Below are 18114 nucleotides of genomic sequence, written 5' to 3' on the forward strand. Positions count from 1 at the left end.
TGCAGATACACAATATATGGTGCACCTGGTTTGTTTGCTTATGCAGGCTATTATTCCTGCAGGTAAACTTTCCCGTCCTTCATAATGAAAGCCATGTGCTGCATTGTCTTAATGTCAGCTAGCGGGTCACCGTCAACGGCTACTATATCAGCCAGTTTGCCCTTTTCAATACTTCCCGCTTGATTGCTGATGCCAATCAGATCAGCGGCGTTGGTAGTGGCGGCTTTAATGGCGTCCATCGGCGGCATACCGGCTTCAACCATGTATTCAAACTCTTTGGCATTTTTGCCATGTGCGTATACACCGGCATCGGTACCAAAGGCAATTTTCACTCCCGATTTATAGGCCTTACCAAATGTCTGCTGGATTACGGTGCCCACCTCCATTGCCTTGCGTGCGATGACAGGTGGAAAATAGCCCGGTATTTTTGCAGAATCAGCAACAGACTTGCCGGCGATAATGGTAGGCACCAAATATGTTCCGTATTTTTTGGCCAGCTCAAAGTCTTCTTCGTTCATGAAGGTGCCATGCTCGATAGAGGTAACGCCGCCGAGTATTGCGCGTTTAATGCCTTCGGCACCATGGGCATGGCAGGCCACACGCAGGCCATAATCTTTTGCTGTCTCCACTACTGCTTTTATTTCATCTACCGTAAATTCGGCGCCGGAGCTGTTTTCGCTCAGGTCAAGCACGCCGCCGGTTGAGGCAATCTTGATCACATCCGATCCGCGCTTAAACTGGAAACGCACGGACTTTATCAATTCATCACGGCCGTCGGCAACCCCGTCATCAGGACCCATTTTATGGTTAAAGGCGTCATCCCTGAAACCCACAGAATTGTCCATGTGCCCTCCGGTGGCCGATATGGCCCTGCCTGCGGTAAATATCCGTGGCCCGTCAACTTCGCCCTTTTGTACCGCTTTGCGCAGACTGATATTTACGCCGCTGCCGCCTAAATCGCGTACAGTAGTAAAGCCCGCCATCAGCGTGCGTTTGGCGTAAACTGCAGCTTTGTAGGCAATATCCGCGTCGGTTAAAATAAAGCCTTCGGCAATGGAGTTTTTGCTGCCCTGGCTTTCAAGATGCACATGGCAATCGATTAAGCCGGGCATAACTGTTTTATTTTTCAAGTCGATGACTTTATCGGCGCTGTTCCCTGTAACATAGCCTTTTTGTATACCGGTTATGGTATTTCCTTCAACAATAATGGTAACCCCCGTTTGCGCTTTGTTCGCAACACCGTCAATCAGCTTACCGCATTGAAGATAGGTCCGCTGGGCCAGAGCGGGCGAAACAATAAACAGCAATAAGATAAAGTAAAAGTTCTTCATCATAGGTATTCAGGATAAATATGGTCAGTTATAATTGTAAGCTAATTTATAAAGTTTTGCTAACAAAACCTATGATGGGCGTCCGCTCAAATAAGTTACAGGCAAAATAGAATTTATTTTACCAATAATATAAGCGAATAGCACCGAAATCGCACGGGAGGTGTTCGGATGCGAACAATGGAGGTGAAAAAGGTATTTATAAATGTTTGATAATTAATTTATTATATAAATGGCATGTGTTTTATGTTTACAGTTGTGACTGCTGGTGAATGATTGGCAGGTTCCGGCTAAGAATAATGAATTGCAGACTACGTACTAATGATAAAGAACTATTTAAAAATCGCCTGGAGAAGCATGCTTAAAAATAAAGCATCATCAATTATCAATATTGGCGGGCTGGCTGTGGGTATGGCCGTGGCCATAATGATAGGTTTATGGATTTGGGATGAATTGTCATTTAATAAATACCACAAAAACTATGACCGGATTGCCCAGGTGATGCTGAACCAAACCTTTAACGGCGAGGTAAACACCGGCCGGGCGATTGCTTTGCCGCTGGAAGCCGAAATGCGTAAAAGCTACGGAAGCGATTTTAAGCATATAGTTATGGCGTCGTGGAATGACAACCATACCCTCAGTACAGGTGAAAAAAATGTTTCGTTTGCCGGCAGTTTTATGGGTTCGGATGCGCCTGAAATGCTGACGCTGAAAATGCTTAAGGGTAATTGGAACGGGTTGAAAAATCCATCTTCGCTGATCATTTCCAGTTCGGTAGCTAAGGCGCTGTTCGGCAGTGCCGATCCAATGGGTAAAACTTTAAAGCTGGATAACAAAGCAACTTTTAACATCTCCGGCGTTTACGCCGATATGCCAGCCAATACCACGCTCGGCGGGATAACTTTTATGGCGCCATGGGAATTCTACATAACTCATCATGACTGGATTGGGCGTGACCCGGCTAACTGGAGCGACAATTCGCTGTTTATGTACGTTCAGATTGCCGGTAATGCCGATATGGCACGACTAACTGCCAGGATAAAAGACATTGTTTTAAACAATGGAAGCCCGGGCGTAGTTAAAACCAGGCCGGCGTTATTTTTACAGCCCATGAGTAAGTGGCACCTGTACTCGCAATTTAAAAATGGTGTAAACGTTGGAGGGGCTATTGGTTATGTATGGCTTTTTGGCGCCATCGGGTTGTTCGTTCTGCTGCTGGCCTGTATCAACTTTATGAACTTAAGCACTGCCCGCAGCGAAAAGCGGTCGAAAGAAGTAGGCATTCGCAAAGCAGTAGGTTCATTACGAGGGCAACTGGTTAGTCAGTTTTTTTGCGAATCGATGCTGATTGCCTTACTGGCTTTTGGTTTGTCGCTGCTGCTGGTAGTTATAGCTCTTCCGTATTTTAATAATATTGCGGGTAAGCAAATAACGGTCTTATGGGATAACCCGTTGTTTTGGGTTGCCGGCGCGGGCTTTACCTTGTTCACCGGAATTATTGCAGGCAGCTACCCTGCTTTTTACCTGTCGTCTTTTCAGCCGGTTAAAGTGCTTAAGGGGGCATTTAAAGCGGGCAGAATGGCGACACTTCCACGCAAAATTTTGGTGGTAACTCAATTTACGGTATCTATAGTATTAATAATAGGCACCGTTGTAGTTTTTAGGCAGATACAGTTTGCTAAAAACCGTCCTGTGGGATATTCAAGGGCGGGCCTGGTGGATATTCCGGTTACGAACAATGATCTGTATAAAAACTTTAGCCCCTTCCGGACAGATTTGCTGGCATCGGGCATGGTGTCTGAAGTGGCTGGCTCAAGCAGCCCGACAACTGATATCAACAATACCCGCAGCGATATTAACTGGCCGGGGAAAGATCCCTCACTGGCAGCTGATTTTGCGAACATTGCCATTACCAGCGAATATGGTAAAGTGGCTGGCTGGAAACTAACACAAGGGCGCGATTTCGACCGGAGTAATATTAACGACTCTACCTCGGTGATCCTGAACGAAGCCGCAGTAAAATACATGGGTCTTAAAAATCCGGTGGGTCAGCTGGTAAAGGTGGGCAAACGAACTTTAACTGTAATTGGCGTAGCTAATGATATGGTGATGGCATCGCCCTACGAACCGGCCAAGCAAACAGTATTTTACCTTTTACGCCAGGGCTTCGATGATGTGATCATCCGCATCAACCCTAAGGTGAGTACGCATACTGCACTTGCCAGGATCGGGCAAATCAGCAAAGTTTATTCACCCTCTGTTCCATTCGCTTACAGGTTTGCCGATGATGAGTATGGCTACAAGTTCGCTAACGAAGAACGCATAGGTAAGCTGGCAACCGTGTTTGCAGTACTGGCTATTTTTATAAGTTGCTTAGGCTTGTTCGGTATGGCATCGTTTATCGCGGAACAACGCACCAAAGAATTAGGTATCCGCAAGGTGCTTGGTGCAACGGTTTTTGGTTTGTGGAAATTATTATCTGCAGATTTTATAGTGCTGGTAGTTATAGCATTTTTAATCGCTGTTCCGGTGGCATTATATAGCATGAAGAGCTGGCTGCAGCATTACACCTACCGCGCCGATATATCGTGGTGGATATTTGCTGCCACGGCCGCAGGCGCAATTTTAATAACGTTGCTAACTGTAAGTTACCAAAGTATAAAGGCCGCCTGGCAAAACCCGGTGAAGAGCCTTAAGTCGGAGTAGGGAGTTGGGAATAGTGGTCCCTCGGCAGACCAACAATGATTAACGCGTCTGTCACTGATAACTGCCGGCGGACTTATTGGGTATATTACCTGACAACTTGAAACTAACACGTCAAGGGTTTACTTTTTCCCCTAAGGATTAAAAAATACCACAACGGCAACTAAGGCAAAAAGCCGGAAGAAACGTCTTTCGGCCTTGTATTTTATTACTGACAGAAGTCGTCAGATTTTACCTTTCAGCCTTACCTGAATTAGCAATATTGGTCAAATGCATCTATAAGATTATCGGCGATCATCTGTGCAGGACGGCCTTCAATCTGGTGGCGCTCAATTATATGTACTAACTTACCGTCTTTAAACAAAGCCATGGCCGGTGATGATGGCGGGTAAGGCAGCATATAATTGCGGGCCTTGTTAACGGCTTCAGTTTCCATCCCTGCAAAAACGGTTACCAGTTTGCCGGGATGTTTTTCATTTTGTACTGCCATTCGTGCAGCAGGGCGGGCGTTTGCCGCGGCACAGCCACAAACCGAGTTCACCATTACAAATACGGTACCTTCGCTTTCAATAGCTTTAGTAACTGCATCTGCATCTTTAAGCTCTTCAAACCCAACCCTTGTCAATTCCTCCCGCATTGGGGCTACTAAATATTCCGGATACATTTTTTTTTTCTTGATTCACGCAAAAATAATAAATCGCCTTCAGTTAAAGCTTAAAAATGCTAATAATAACAATTTACTGACGGTAACGGAGTTAATAGTATGCAGGCGATGGTAAGCAAAAAAGTATTAAAACCCGGCTAAAACACTAACAATTTAATAGCCAGAGCTTAACAAAAGCGTGATTTTGATTTTTTACCCCTATTGTTTACCTTGCAATCCCTAATTATTGAATGCAATGAAATTGAAACCCTCTGACGTAAGTACAGTAATTATTGTAAACAAAAACAAAGAAGGCTCACAAACGCTGCAGGTTAAAACAAAACACATCGACAGATTCAAGCATTATTTACTTGGTGTACTGGCAATTATTACCGTTCTTACGCTTACCGTAATATATCTTGGCCATCAAAACCAGCAACAACAGGAAGAAAAAGACCGTTTGGTTGCACAGCTCACCAAGTTAAAAGGCGAAGTCCCTCCGCCGGATTTAGAGGCTAAAAAAGCATCCACGGCGCAAGGTTATATACAATCGATAGAAGCCAAGCTTCAAACTATCAATAACTATCTTAAAAAACGCGGATTAAAAGGTTTTTCCACCAAAGCGGTGGGTGGCGCTAATGAAGCGGATGCCCCAAAACTCACTGATTCCGAAACGTATTCAATGTATGACGAATACCTGAACAGGTTGGTACATACCGTTGCTTTTACACCTATGGGTTATCCCCGGGTAAGTTCGTTAACTTCTTATTTTGGTTATCGCAGCGACCCTTTTAATACGGCCAGCGCAGAGTTCCACCCGGGTATCGATTTCAGGGGCGAGCGGGGCGATGATGCTAAATGCACCGCTACCGGCCGCGTAATTTTTGCGGGCCGTTTTGGCGGCTATGGCAATTGTGTACGCATTGCACATGCTAACAATTTTGAAACCCTGTATGGCCACCTTTCCCGCATCAGCGTTAAGGTAGGGCAGGAAGTTACAGTCGGCCAGAAGATTGGCGAGATAGGGTCAACCGGGCACTCAACCGGTAACCATTTGCATTACGAAGTACGCCACAACGGCAAGGCAATAAATCCTATTAAGTTTTTAACACTTAATAACTAATCAAGCGTATAGTCATGGCATTATTTTCAAAAAAAGAGAAGGTCGCGCTTGACCTTCAATCCATATCCACATTAGTAAGCGAAGGCTGTATTTTAGACGGAAACCTTAAAGCGCCTGCTTACGCCCGCATAGACGGACAAATAACCGGCGACGTGATGGTAGACGAAGGACTGATATTAGGCGAAAAGGGCTCGGTATTAGGCAATGTCATCACCAAAGAAATGGTGGTTTATGGCGAAGTTAACGGAAATATCCAAACCAACTCCCTCGAGATAAAAGCTACCGGCAAAGTAACCGGCGAGATCCGCACCCAAACCCTGCAGGTTGAAAATGGCGCAGTATATAACGGCAGCCTGTCTATGACACAGAATAACAAGCTGGCGGCAGCTAACAAATTGCCTAAAAAGGAGCAGAAGGTTATTGAGGTAGGATAGTTTATAGATGGCGGTTGGTAGTTCGTTGCCGAAGTGAATTTTTTCCTGATTCCCGACTCCTGGTTCTAACTCTTTGTTGTTCCACTTATCTTATGGCAACTTCGGGCGTCTCAACGGCTCCTTATTTCATTTTAAAAAACTGATGCCGTACCTTTGGCAAAAAACTTGGAAAAGCTATGTCATCAGTAGAGACCGAATTTGTAAAATTCAAAGTAAAAGATATTTCGCTGGCTCAGTGGGGCCGCAAAGAAATAGAATTGGCCGAGGCTGAAATGCCGGGCTTAATGGCGTTGCGTAAAGAATATGGTCCATCAAAACCGCTTGCAGGCGCACGCATTGCAGGCTGTCTGCACATGACCATCCAGACCGCCGTTTTAATTGAAACATTGAAAGAACTGGGTGCTGATGTTACCTGGTCATCATGTAATATATTCTCAACCCAGGATCATGCCGCTGCTGCTATTGCTGCTGCCGGTACTTCAGTTTACGCCTGGAAAGGTATGAATGCTGAAGAATTTGACTGGTGCATTGAGCAAACTCTTTTCTTTGGCGAAGACCGCCAGCCATTAAACATGATCTTGGATGACGGCGGCGATTTAACCAACATGGTATTGGATAAATATCCTGAACTGGTTGCCGGCATTAAAGGCCTGTCAGAAGAAACTACCACCGGCGTACACCGCTTATATGAGCGCATGAAAGCCGGAACGCTTCCGATGCCTGCCATCAACGTAAACGACTCTGTTACCAAATCGAAATTTGATAACAAATACGGCTGCCGCGAATCATTGGTTGACGCTATTCGCCGTGCTACCGACGTAATGATGGCCGGTAAAGTAGCTGTCGTATGCGGTTATGGCGACGTAGGAAAAGGTTCTGCCGACTCGTTGCGTAATGCAGGTGTTCGTGTTATTGTTACCGAGATCGACCCTATCTGTGCCTTGCAGGCTGCAATGGAAGGCTTTGAGGTTAAAAAGCTTTCTACCGCTATTGCCGAGGCTGATATTGTGGTTACTGCAACCGGCAACAAAAACATTGTTCGTGAACAGCATTTCCGTGCTTTAAAAGATAAAGCTATCGTTTGTAACATCGGTCACTTTGATAATGAGATTGACATGGCCTGGTTAAACGGCGCTTATGGCAACACCAAAATTGAAATCAAGCCGCAGGTTGATAAATATAATATTGAAGGTAAGGACGTAATTGTTTTGGCGGAAGGCCGTTTGGTGAACTTAGGATGTGCAACCGGTCACCCAAGCTTTGTAATGAGCAACTCGTTCACCAACCAAACTTTAGCTCAGCTTGAACTGTGGACCAACAGCGATAAATACGAAAACAAGGTTTACACCCTGCCAAAACACCTTGACGAAAAGGTTGCCCGTTTACATCTGGCAAAAATCGGCGTTGAACTGGAAGTATTGGACCAGGACCAGGCTGAATACATCGGCGTAACTGTTGAAGGTCCGTTTAAACCGGAATATTACCGTTATTAATTTCAGTATAAAGCTTAAAGGTAAAATATGTGGGGAGTGGCGTTAGCTGCTCCCTTTTTTTGCTGCCGTTAAGCCTGTAGCAGCAATCACAATAAATCATACGAATCCCTTATCCACCCAAAAAGCTGCGGCCTTAGTTCGTTAACATTACTTAGCCTGATGTTATTTTGATACCTGCCTGCTGTCGCGATGGTTTTAATCACCGGAGGAGTTTCGATCGGTTTGGCTGAATAAAATTTCAGGTCCAGTTGCTTTTGCATTGGGCGGATGACAAAAAAAGTTTGCCGGTGCACAAATGTAATGCAGTTAGGTGTTGTACCTACCAGAACATCCGGCCAGTCGGCCACTTCAGCCAAAAGCTTATCAAATAGCAGTAACAGCTCATCACTTTTGCCTTTTAATAAATCATCCAGACTTACTTTAGCACAATAGTGACTTTGGCTTTCACTAACCAGCTCCCGGTCGCATTTTGGACAGATATATGACATTGGCTAAACGACAGTTATAAACGTAGTTTTTGGCCAGCTATTACAAACTTGCAAGTATGCTATCATCATAAACGGGGTTTGCACCGCGCTTGCCTGCAACAAATGAGCCTACCCTGCACGCCTTTTCAATCAGTCCCTGCATAGGTTCATTTTTTAAAAGGCCGGTAACAAAAGTGGCTAAAAATGAATCGCCGGCGCCAACGGTATCCACCACGTTCACAGGGCAACCCGGGTGCTCATAAAACTCGTGATCGTGCCAGGCAATAGCGCCCTCACCGCCACGTGTTACACAAATGGTTTTAGGATGGTATTTTTTCTGAAATTCAATCATATTTTCCTTGAGGGTTCCATTACTGCCCCCGATGAGCAGAGCAGCCTCGTCCTCGTTCATCTTTACCACGTCGGCCCGGGCTATCAGTGTTTCAATGGTCTCGAGTGTATAATGGGGCGGGCGCAGATTTACGTCGAATATTTTTAGTGCTGACGTTTCATGCAGCAGGTCTAACAGCGTGTTTTTAGTGATCTCGCCGCGGCAGGCCAGGCTGCCATATACAATTGCCGAGGCAGACTCAGCTGCCCTGACGAGCGGTGTTTCGATTTGGATGTTATCCCAGGATACCGGCTCCGGGATAATGTAGGTAGCGGAACCATGCTCGTCCAGTTGCACAGTTACCTCGCAGGTAGGCAGTGTTTCATCGGTTTGAATAAGGTCGCTGTAGAGTCCGCTTGATTTAAGAAATTCTACTAGTCCGTCGCCCGAAGTATCCCTACCTACGCGGGATGCAAACAAGACGTTGTTATGCTGCTGCACCAGGTGACGCGCAACGTTCATCGGGGCGCCGCCGGCAACTTTTTCGTCGCCAAAGGTGTCCCATAAAATTTCGCCGAAGCAAAGAATGTGTTTCATAGAGGGGTTAAAGCTGAAAGGCCAAATCTAAAAGGTTTTTGTAATAATAGCTTATTTGATTTTTTGTTTGTTAATTTAATCCTGTAATCCTTCAAAAGCAGTTCAAAAGGTTATGAAAAAAATCTTCCTGTCTTGTCTCCTGATTCTTGGCTCTTGCTTTTTCCTGCATGCGCAGGACAAGCAAGCCATCCTGAACGTGCTCGAAACCCAGCGCATTGCCTGGAATAAAGGCGACATCGATACCTATATGCAGGGCTATTGGCAGTCAGATTCGCTGGCGTTTATCGGTCATACTGCACCTACGTACGGCTGGAAGCAAACGCTGGAAGGCTATAAGAAAAGCTATCCAAACAAGGCCGCAATGGGGCAGCTTACTTTCACTATTATGAAGGTAAACATCCTCGACCCAACTAACGCCTTCGTACTCGGCGCCTGGCATCTCAAACGGGAAAAAGACGCACCCGGCGGTTACTTTACCCTTTGGTTTAGAAAGATAAACGGAGTGTGGAAAATTGTTTGCGATCATACCTCCTAGATGTGAGATGTAGGACATGAGATAAGCATGGATATTCTTTTGTAACTAATCGTATCCTCTTTCCGTCTTATCTTCAAATGGTCGAAATTTTTAATGACATCCGGAAAATTTATGAGTTCTATCAACCCTGCGAAGAACTGGCCCGGCATGTTGAATTTATTTCGGAATCGATGCCCGTTACAGATGAAAATATCAACAGAGCCGAAAAGACCCTGCAGTTTAGCGGCGTAAAAATGTTCCCAAGCTGGACCCCGACATTTTGGATAAACCTCGGACCTTATTATTACCTCGCTTCCGGGAAAGAAACCCGTGTCATCAAATCAACTGACGACGTCTTGTTATTGAGAGATGGTACAGTTGAAAGACTTAAACAAGCTAACGACCATATTTTTACCGTCAAATTTCGGCCGGGCGGACTCGAAGCCGTATTGGGTATCAGTCAGCCGAAGATTGCGGGGCGAGTGGTTAATTTGAATGAAATATTACCACCGGCTTTCCTGCAAAAGATCAAGCAGCCTATGCCAGCTGCCGAAAGATTTGAGGTGATGCAGCAATTTTTGCTGAGCAGCTACAAAAATAAAACGGAAGATTATTACCTGAAATTCGTAACTGATTGTATCGGAAATTACGGTGCCGCGGATATGCAACTTAATACTTCTCAGGTTGCAGAACGGATGTTTGTAACCTCAAAAACCATTAACCGCTATTTTAATAAAGTAGTGGGCTTATCACCAAAAAATTATTTCTCCATTATACGCACCCGAACCGCCTTAACCACATGGGTAAATCAACGGGAATTGTTTACTCCTTACGATTTTGGCTATTATGATATGAGTCATTTTTATAAGGATGTGGTCAAGTTTACCGGGCGGAAGTTGTCTTCATTCTGATATTGTCCGTTTTTTACTAGATCAGTCGGTCCGGATGTTTTTACTTTGGGAATAAAATTAAATTATGACCAGGTCTATCATATCATATGTACTCTGTTTGCTTTTATTTGCCGCCGGTAGCCTGCGGGCCCAACAAAAAGCAGAATATACACCTAAAATTGAACCATGCGACTGTCTCTTTAAAAACGATAGTCTGAAAACAAGATGCGCTTACCTTGTAGTCCCGGAGAAAAGAAATAAGCCGAACGGCAAAACCATTAAACTGCCTTTTATTTACGTTGAGAGCAGCAATCCAAATAAACATAAAGACCCTGTGCTATATACCGCCGGCGGTCCGGGAGCAAGTTCATTAAGAGGCGTGCGGTTTATCAATTTCAGGCAGTTTAGTAAAAACCGGGATTACATTGCCTTTGAGCAGCGGGGGGTAACTTATGCGCAGCCTTGCTTATCCTGCGATGGGATCAGTGAAGCCGTTAAGGAAGCGTATCGTAAAAATCAGCCGTTGAACAGTGTATTGCTGGGAGCGGTAAAAGCCTGTCGTAAAAAATTGGTAGAGGAAGGCAACGATTTGTCGGCTTATAATACAACCGAAAACGCCGCTGATATTGAGGATTTACGACGGGCATTAAAAATCGATTCAATTAACCTCATCGGTATTTCCTACAGCGGCGGGCTGATGCTGACTGTATTGAGAAATTACCCGCAGCATATCCGTTCTATAGTCCTGGATTCTGCTTTGCCTGGCTTTGTTAATTATGAGGAGGATGCCTTGTTTAGCATCGATGCCTCTTTTAACAAGATTTTCAGCAATTGCGAGCGGGACTCTGCCGCCAAGCGGCAGTATAGTAACCTGCGCCAACGCTTTCACCGGTATTTTACGGATATCGGCAATAAGGATTTTAGCCTGCGCTATTTGGAAAAAGGCGCGAAGGACAGCATCACCATCAAATACCATCGCAGCGAGCTGATAGATTTTTTGATGAACAACCTGCAGGACAACCGCCAGCTAAAAAATGTACCGTATTACATTACCCAAATTATCGATGGCAAGCAGCATGATTGCATGAAGACCTATTTTGACGGGATTTTTAATTCCGGTAAGGATAACACCCTGGGCATGCGGTACTCCATGTACTGTTCAGAGCAAATACATTATGCCAATCAAACCCTGATTGACAGGCAGGACGAGATATTTCCTTACCTTGCCGGGTACAGGTTTAACGATGTAGACCACCCGATATGCAGTTGCTGGAAGGTGCAGCCCGTTAGTCCGGTTGCTAAAATGCCGGTATATTCCAATGTACCGGCGCTGCTGTCGACCGGTGATACTGACCCTTATTGCCCTGCGTTTTATAACGATGTAATCAGCCATTACATGCCGAACAGCCAGCGGGTGTTGTTTACCGATAAAACCCACGGCCCCGCGCTGAACACGAGGGAAGGAGATGTATTGATCGCTGAATTTATCGATAACCCTTATCGAAAGGTAAAAGTTGATGGCGTAAAAATCAAGACCTGGTAAACATGAAGAAGATATTTTTAACGGTCTGCCTGTCCATAGTTAGTTTCTTAACTATTGCCCAAAAGGCTGATAACCGCATTGTAATTGGCACAGTCGATACAATTCAATCTAAGGTCCTTAATGAGAAACGTTTATTGCTGATTCATGTGCCCGAAGGCGCTAAAAGCGGGCGTTTTCCGGTATTGTATATATTGGACGGCGAATCTCATTTTTATTCGGCTGTAGGTATTGTAAATCAGATGGCCGGTGTAATTCCCGATATGATCATTGTCGGCATTACCAATACCGTGCGCGACCGGGATCTTACGCCAACGGCCGTAAAAGACAAAAATCCATCTGGCGGCGGCGAAAACTTCCTTGGATTTATTCAGAAGGAGCTGATTCCCTATGTTGATTCCAAATATCCCACAGCGCCCTACCGGATTTTCAGCGGCCATTCCTTAGGAGGATTAACAGTGATGAACGCGTTCTTGACGCATGGTAACCTTTTCAACGCCTATATCGCAATCGACCCAAGCCTGTGGTGGGACGATCAGCGCTGGATCAAAAAGTGTGAAAATGAACTGCCCAACCGCAGTTTTAATAATAAATCGCTGTTTGTAGCTATCGCGAACAACATCCCGCCAGGATTAGATACCGTTTCTGTAATGAACGACAAAAGCGAAATGAGCCTTATTCCTCGTGCCGTGCTTCCGTTTGTTGCCGCTCTGCGAAAAACGCGTCCTCCAGGCTTACGGTGGGCATCCAAGTTTTATCCCGATGAGCGACATGGTACTGTTGAATTAATTGCAGAATATGATGCACTGCGTTATTTGTTTAACTACTACCAGTTTCGCACCAGCCAGTTTAACGGTCACCCGGAACTTAACCCGGATTCGGTATTAACCGCTCATTTTAAAACCATATCGGCGCATTTTGGCTATACGGTAAAGCCGACCGAAGATATTGTAAACAGCCTTGCCTATAGTGTCTGGGGCTCCGGAAATGCCGGACAGGCCTATAAATTATTTAAACGCAATACCGAAGAATACCCGCAAAGCGGAAACGCTTTTGATAGCCTGGGTGATTTCTACTCAGGAACAGGGCAGAAGCAAAAGGCTATTGAAGCTTACACGCATTCGTTAAAACTTCAGGAAACTGCTGATACAAGAAGGAAACTGAACGAGCTGAACGGACAACGGTAAAATGGATAAGTCTACACTTTCGGCAGCTTATACCCGTTATGGTATTCCTTCATCAAATATTCTTTATTAATCGCCTTATCCGTAAACTCGTGGGTGGCATCATTCCATTCCAGTTTTTTGCCGCTGCGGTAGGCTATATTCCCCATCTGGGCTACAGTGGCTACATGAGCCCCGGCCTGTATCGGGCAATGCAGGTCTTCCATTTTGCGCGATTTTACCACGCTTACAAAGTTTTCCCAATGTTTATCCAGCCCGTCGTCTGATTTGGCTACAAAGGGCTTACTTACTTTATTGCCGCTTTGCCGCTCTTCTATCACTTCCCATCCGCCGCGGTTAAGTATCAGCGTGCCGTTGTTACCAATATAGGCAATGCCGTGGTCGCGGTTGTATGAGCCGTTATCGATGCCCATAGCTGAATCCCAAACCATATTAAAGCCGTCAAACTCGTAAAGCGTGGTTAGCGTGTCGGGTGTTTCTTCGGCTAATTCAGGATAGGCAAACCGGCCACCCAGAGCAGACACTGATTTTGGTATGGGCGATTTCATCCCCAGCAAGCCATAATCGAGCAAATGCACGCCCCAGTCGGTCATTAGTCCACCCGCATAATCCCAGAACCAGCGAAAGTTAAAATGAAACCGGCTGGCGTTGAACGGTACTGTTTTAGCCGGACCGAGCCACGCCGCATAGTTTACACCGGCAGGCGGAGCGGTGTCAGGTACCACAGCGCCGGGCTTCATCCAGCCCTGGTAGCACCAAACTTTTACCGTACGTATGTTACCCAGCTGGCCGCTTTGCACAAAGTCAACCGCGTCTTTAAAATGCTGCTGGCTGCGTTGCCATTGCCCTGCTTGCACTACTTTGTTATATTTTTGCTGCGCGGCAACCATCGCACGGCATTCTCCAATAGAATTACCCACAGGTTTTTCAACGTACACATCCTTGCCGGCTTCAACAGCGTGCATCATGATCATGGCATGCCAATGGTCAGGTGTGCCAATAATAACTGCGTCGATATCTTTTTGGTCCAGCAGGGCCCGGTAATCATCAAATTTTTTAATTTTCGAAATGTCATAACCGGTTTTGGCGAGATCGGCGAGGCGTTTATCCATTACATTTTTATCTACATCGCAAACAGCTACCAGGTTTACGCCTGGTATTTTTAGTGCCGATGTGGTGTCGGCCCAACCCATGCCGTTGATACCGATAGCGCCGATATTTAGCTGGTCGCTTGGCGGCATACCGGGTTTAAAAATGGCGAAAGCGCTATTGTTTAATGCCGATGTTAAAATACTGCCGCCGGCAACGATAGCAGATTTTTGCAGGAAATCTCTTCGGGAGCTCATAATTTACTGTAATTGGTTCAGCTAAAATTAAGGTTAATTTCAGGATAAACAAGTGTGTTTTTTACAATTAAAAAAATATTATAAATCTCTGGCGATTTTGTCCTCAGATATCGTTTGTAGTCGATGGTTGATATATTTCGCGGCACGGATATGACGACACGGTTACTGGCAAACGAAATCTTTACCAGTTTTTATCCATGGATCCGCGGTTTCAGCCAATGTTTTTTCAGCCATTCTCTTACCGGTTCATCATATAGTTTTAATCCGGCGTAGGCCAGCAGGATAAAGAACACAAATAACCCGCATGCAACGGGGACAATTTGCGATGGGGCCGGTTTTTCATTGGCTATCCAGGCTGTATAGATGTATATGAAAGGATAATGCAAAATATAAATAGGATAGGAGATGGCCCCCGAAAATTTGCAAAGCTTTGCCCACCTGCCGTCTATTTTTCCCCCGGCGCCAGCAGAAACAATGACAGGGAATACAAATATCACAATAGCTGCCTCATAGTAGCCATTAAAGCTATAGGTTGGTATAAAAAACAAAATTAATAAGATGACCGAGCAAACGGTATAAGCCATTGGTATCCGGATAAGCTTTCCGGTGCGGAATAATAGCAGGCCTGCAAAGAATGGGAATACCATGCGTACAACGGCAATCCAAAAGGTATCATACCCCCAGCCGGTACCTAAGTCGCCGTGATAATTGGCGGCGTAAACAACCGCTCCTGCACTGATAATGATAACTACCCATAAGGCGCTTTTGCTCATAAAGCGGCCAACCAAAGCATACAGCACGTTGGCAATGTACTCCTGCAAAAGCGACCAGCACGGCCCGTCGAGGGGATGGGTCTCGCCCCAGCCGCGTACATCCGGCGACGGCAATAATGTAAAACTAATGAGCGTAACGCCTATCAGTTTTAAAATGCTGGTATGCGCCATGCCGTTGGTGTACGGATCGAAGTAAAAACCTATCGCCCCGATTAAAACACCTGCTATAACCAGGGGGTGTAACCTAACCAGTCTTATCTTAAAAAATTCCCATACCGTCATTCCCTTTGCCCAGCGATCATCATACGCATAGCCTATCACAAAACCCGAAAGCATGAAGAAAAAATCGACGGCCAGGTAGCCATGATGCATTGGGTGATTAACCGGTATGCCGAAATAAGCCTCCAGTAAGTGATAGATAACAACCAGGATAGCCGCAGTTCCGCGCAGCCCGTCTAAAATCGGGTAGTGAGGTTTCATTAAATGGTTTAAATAAATCGGTTCGCTAAAAATAGCAGTATTAATCGATTTTATAACCAGTTAAATCATTTCAGAAAATCTCCGTCAATTATTAGCAGTTTTACCCCATTTTCGGTAATGGAACGATGGGAACTTAAATCGTCCGACACGATATAGCTCATTCCTTCAGTAAGGTTAAAACTTTCACCGGTTTGTAACTCAGTGGTAAATCCTCCTTCAAGGCAATGAACAATATGCCCTTTCTGGCACCAGTGGTCGGCCAGGTAACCTTTGGTATATTCCACCATCCGTACCCTTAAGCCCCCGAATTGCAGGGTTTGCCATAAGGCAATCCCGGTAGTGCCCGGATGGTTTGTTTTTTCGGTTTTTTTCCAGTCTATAACTTGAAACGGGATAGCTGCGGATTGCATAGTTAAATTCAGATTTTATGAGATTTGGCAGTAAAAGGCGAAAATGTAGAGGTGCAAAAGCCGTTTTGCCCGTAACAAAAATGCCCCCGGAAATGGGCAAAACCTGTTTTGCCTGTAACATAAAATTGACCAAAAACAGGCAAAATCCGTTTTGCCCATCTGCAAAAAAGCTTCCTGAACGGGCTAAAACCACTATGGTCGTTCGGTATAAAAAGGCGGCGCAGTATCTTAAATCAAATAAAAACAGGGTGTTTTAAGTCTGATTTAGTCGTTTCGCCTGTTTAAATCGCCGTAAAATATTTTTGAAAAGTATTTTTCAGCAACACCTCTTATCCAGCAATTAACTGAAAGGTTTCTGTCAAATATACCGAAATTTTCCTCGTAACTACTGACGCAACTCTGTCAGCAATGCTGTCTTTTTGCTAAAGATCCGAAACCTGGATCAAGGTTACGCTGCTTTCTCCAGGTAAACAATAAATTCAGCGCCTTCGCCGGGCTTGCTTTTCACTTCCAGCTTTCCATTGTTAACATCTACAAACTGTTTTATTAATCCTAATCCAATACCCGCCCCTGCTTCATTGTTGGTGCCAAAGCCTGATATTCCTTTGCCCGTAACTTTGAAAAGCTTTTCCATTTTTTGGGGCAATATGCCGATGCCGTTATCTTTTACATGGATGGCCTGGTAGTCGTCATCGTCAGAATAAAATATTTCAATACTACCGCCGTGGGGCGTAAATTTTATCGCATTGCCTATCAGGTTCCCGAAGATAATTTTAACATGATTTAGATCTGCCGATACGTATTTTTCCCCCTGGCAGGTGTGGTGCACCAGGTTGATGCGTTTGTTTTTGGCAAGAAAGCCTGATACAGAGACTATTTCATCGATAACGCTTGTTATATTCAACTTTTCAGTTTCGGTTTTGTTGCCGGTCTGCTGGTTGCCGGCCCAGGCCAGCAGATTATTTACCATCATGGTAACCATGCTTAACTGCTGATAAAATCCGTTCAGCACTTCTTTTTGTTCTTCCGGCGAAAAATCTCCCGCTTTCATTCCTTCCATCGACTGTAAAATAGCGGCAAAGGGCGCGCGCAAGTCGTGGCTGATGATTGAAAATAGCTGGTCTTTGGTTTGGTTTAACTGGTGGAGCGTTTCTTTTTGCTGCAATATTTCGGCCTTTTGCAGGGCAATGTCCTCATTTTGTTTTTGCAGTACTTTGTTCAGAGCGTTTTTTTGCCGGTTGTTACGGATAATTATTACAATAAAGGCTATTACAAACAGCGCTATCACATTTCGTATCCAGAACAGGCGCTTTGCAAGCGCAACTTCGCTCTTGAGCCGGGCGTTGTCGGCAGCCTGCTGTTTTAAAAGCAGCTGGTTTATTTCCTGGTTTTTCTGGCTGATGATGGCACTGTCGGCTTTGTTGGCTATGGGTTGACGCATATAGCCGGCAGCATCCTTAACACCTAATAAGGATACCAGCAGTATAAAAATATACCGGGACAAGTTCTTGTTCAATTGTATCAGGCCAGTTTGACGGTCTCGGGTGTAAAAATAGCAATTTATCATTGTGATTGTCAACCCAATTGGCCAATTTATTGCCACGGGACGCCTTTTGTAAAAAAGATGGGTTAATAGCCCCTCCGTACAACGCGCATGAACTGACGGTGGCGTTTTTCGTTATAATATTCGTTAGTAACCAGTACTGCATGAATTATGCCCGGCACCCAAAAAAACAGGGTTAGGAATATATTAAGTATAAACGCACCGATTTTACCGGTAGTTAATATAGCTAACGGCGGAAACAGGAAACAAAGAAAGTATCGCATGATCATTTTTAAGCTAAAAGTTTAAAGCCAA

General features: G+C 45.0%; 16 protein-coding genes and 1 pseudogene. 8 read left to right on the forward strand and 9 right to left on the reverse strand.

Translation table 11 applies throughout. The features are described 5' to 3' along the window. Positions 1–50 precede the first annotated feature (50 nt). Positions 51–1334, reverse strand: coding sequence for an amidohydrolase family protein (locus Q3W13_RS00790; RefSeq protein ID WP_302860560.1), 1284 nt, complete (start codon positions 1332–1334; stop codon positions 51–53). Between the two features lie 315 nt (positions 1335–1649). Between Q3W13_RS00790 and Q3W13_RS00795 the strand changes: the two genes are divergently transcribed. Continuing rightward, positions 1650–4034 carry an ABC transporter permease gene (locus Q3W13_RS00795; protein ID WP_302860562.1) on the forward strand — a complete coding sequence of 795 codons (2385 nt, stop codon included), beginning with the start codon at positions 1650–1652 and terminating at the stop codon, positions 4032–4034. Positions 4035–4284: 250 nt separating this feature from the next. Here the strand turns inward: Q3W13_RS00795 and Q3W13_RS00800 are convergent, their stop codons facing one another. Continuing rightward, entirely contained in the window at positions 4285–4695 is a 411-nt protein-coding gene (locus tag Q3W13_RS00800) for a BrxA/BrxB family bacilliredoxin (protein ID WP_302860564.1), read from the reverse strand. Positions 4696–4930: 235 nt separating this feature from the next. Here Q3W13_RS00800 and Q3W13_RS00805 point away from each other — a divergent pair, with 235 nt between their 5' ends. The 3 genes from Q3W13_RS00805 to ahcY all read left to right on the forward strand — a co-directional run bounded on the left by Q3W13_RS00805 (position 4931) and on the right by ahcY (position 7724). Further along, positions 4931–5797: a M23 family metallopeptidase gene (locus Q3W13_RS00805; RefSeq protein ID WP_302860566.1), complete on the forward strand. Its 867-nt coding sequence runs from the start codon at positions 4931–4933 to the stop codon at positions 5795–5797. A gap of 14 nt (positions 5798–5811) precedes the next feature. After that, a complete protein-coding gene (locus Q3W13_RS00810; protein WP_302860567.1) occupies positions 5812–6231 on the forward strand; it encodes a polymer-forming cytoskeletal protein in 420 nt (139 codons plus the stop codon). Between the two features lie 176 nt (positions 6232–6407). Next, positions 6408–7724: an adenosylhomocysteinase gene (gene ahcY / locus Q3W13_RS00815; RefSeq protein WP_302860568.1), complete on the forward strand. Its 1317-nt coding sequence runs from the start codon at positions 6408–6410 to the stop codon at positions 7722–7724. A gap of 86 nt (positions 7725–7810) precedes the next feature. On the opposite strand, the gene Q3W13_RS00820 is transcribed toward ahcY, so the two are convergent. Continuing rightward, the gene (locus tag Q3W13_RS00820) at positions 7811–8212 is read right to left on the reverse strand and encodes a DUF5655 domain-containing protein (protein WP_302860570.1); all 402 of its coding nucleotides are present in this window, start codon (positions 8210–8212) and stop codon (positions 7811–7813) included. A 40-nt stretch (positions 8213–8252) separates the two neighbouring features. Next, positions 8253–9119: a carbohydrate kinase gene (locus Q3W13_RS00825; RefSeq protein ID WP_302860571.1), complete on the reverse strand. Its 867-nt coding sequence runs from the start codon at positions 9117–9119 to the stop codon at positions 8253–8255. Positions 9120–9231: 112 nt separating this feature from the next. Here Q3W13_RS00825 and Q3W13_RS00830 point away from each other — a divergent pair, with 112 nt between their 5' ends. The 4 genes from Q3W13_RS00830 to Q3W13_RS00845 all read left to right on the forward strand — a co-directional run bounded on the left by Q3W13_RS00830 (position 9232) and on the right by Q3W13_RS00845 (position 13250). Then, a complete protein-coding gene (locus tag Q3W13_RS00830; protein ID WP_302860573.1) occupies positions 9232–9654 on the forward strand; it encodes a nuclear transport factor 2 family protein in 423 nt (140 codons plus the stop codon). Positions 9655–9731: 77 nt separating this feature from the next. Then, entirely contained in the window at positions 9732–10544 is an 813-nt protein-coding gene (locus Q3W13_RS00835; protein ID WP_302860575.1) for an AraC family transcriptional regulator, read from the forward strand. Positions 10545–10608: 64 nt separating this feature from the next. Continuing rightward, positions 10609–12066 carry an alpha/beta fold hydrolase gene (locus Q3W13_RS00840; protein ID WP_302860578.1) on the forward strand — a complete coding sequence of 486 codons (1458 nt, stop codon included), beginning with the start codon at positions 10609–10611 and terminating at the stop codon, positions 12064–12066. Between the two features lie 2 nt (positions 12067–12068). Continuing rightward, positions 12069–13250: an alpha/beta hydrolase-fold protein gene (locus Q3W13_RS00845; protein ID WP_302860579.1), complete on the forward strand. Its 1182-nt coding sequence runs from the start codon at positions 12069–12071 to the stop codon at positions 13248–13250. An 11-nt stretch (positions 13251–13261) separates the two neighbouring features. On the opposite strand, the gene Q3W13_RS00850 is transcribed toward Q3W13_RS00845, so the two are convergent. The 5 genes and pseudogenes from Q3W13_RS00850 to Q3W13_RS00870 form a co-directional block, all read right to left on the reverse strand. After that, on the reverse strand, positions 13262–14593 hold the full coding sequence (locus Q3W13_RS00850; RefSeq protein ID WP_302860580.1) for a Gfo/Idh/MocA family protein: 1332 nt from the start codon (positions 14591–14593) through the stop codon (positions 13262–13264). Between the two features lie 191 nt (positions 14594–14784). Beyond that, positions 14785–15846 carry an acyltransferase gene (locus tag Q3W13_RS00855; protein WP_302860582.1) on the reverse strand — a complete coding sequence of 354 codons (1062 nt, stop codon included), beginning with the start codon at positions 15844–15846 and terminating at the stop codon, positions 14785–14787. Between the two features lie 65 nt (positions 15847–15911). Continuing rightward, positions 15912–16256 carry a DHCW motif cupin fold protein gene (locus tag Q3W13_RS00860; RefSeq protein ID WP_302860583.1) on the reverse strand — a complete coding sequence of 115 codons (345 nt, stop codon included), beginning with the start codon at positions 16254–16256 and terminating at the stop codon, positions 15912–15914. A gap of 448 nt (positions 16257–16704) precedes the next feature. Continuing rightward, complete coding sequence (locus tag Q3W13_RS00865; RefSeq protein WP_302860585.1) at positions 16705–17772, reverse strand: sensor histidine kinase KdpD; 1068 nt, start codon at positions 17770–17772, stop codon at positions 16705–16707. Positions 17773–17951: 179 nt separating this feature from the next. Beyond that, positions 17952–18089: pseudogene (locus Q3W13_RS00870) on the reverse strand (YqaE/Pmp3 family membrane protein); the annotation flags it as partial. Between the last annotated feature and the right edge of the window lie 25 nt (positions 18090–18114).

Origin of the sequence: Mucilaginibacter sp. L3T2-6, assembly GCF_030519355.1 — a bacterium.
Lineage (GTDB): Bacteria > Bacteroidota > Bacteroidia > Sphingobacteriales > Sphingobacteriaceae > Mucilaginibacter.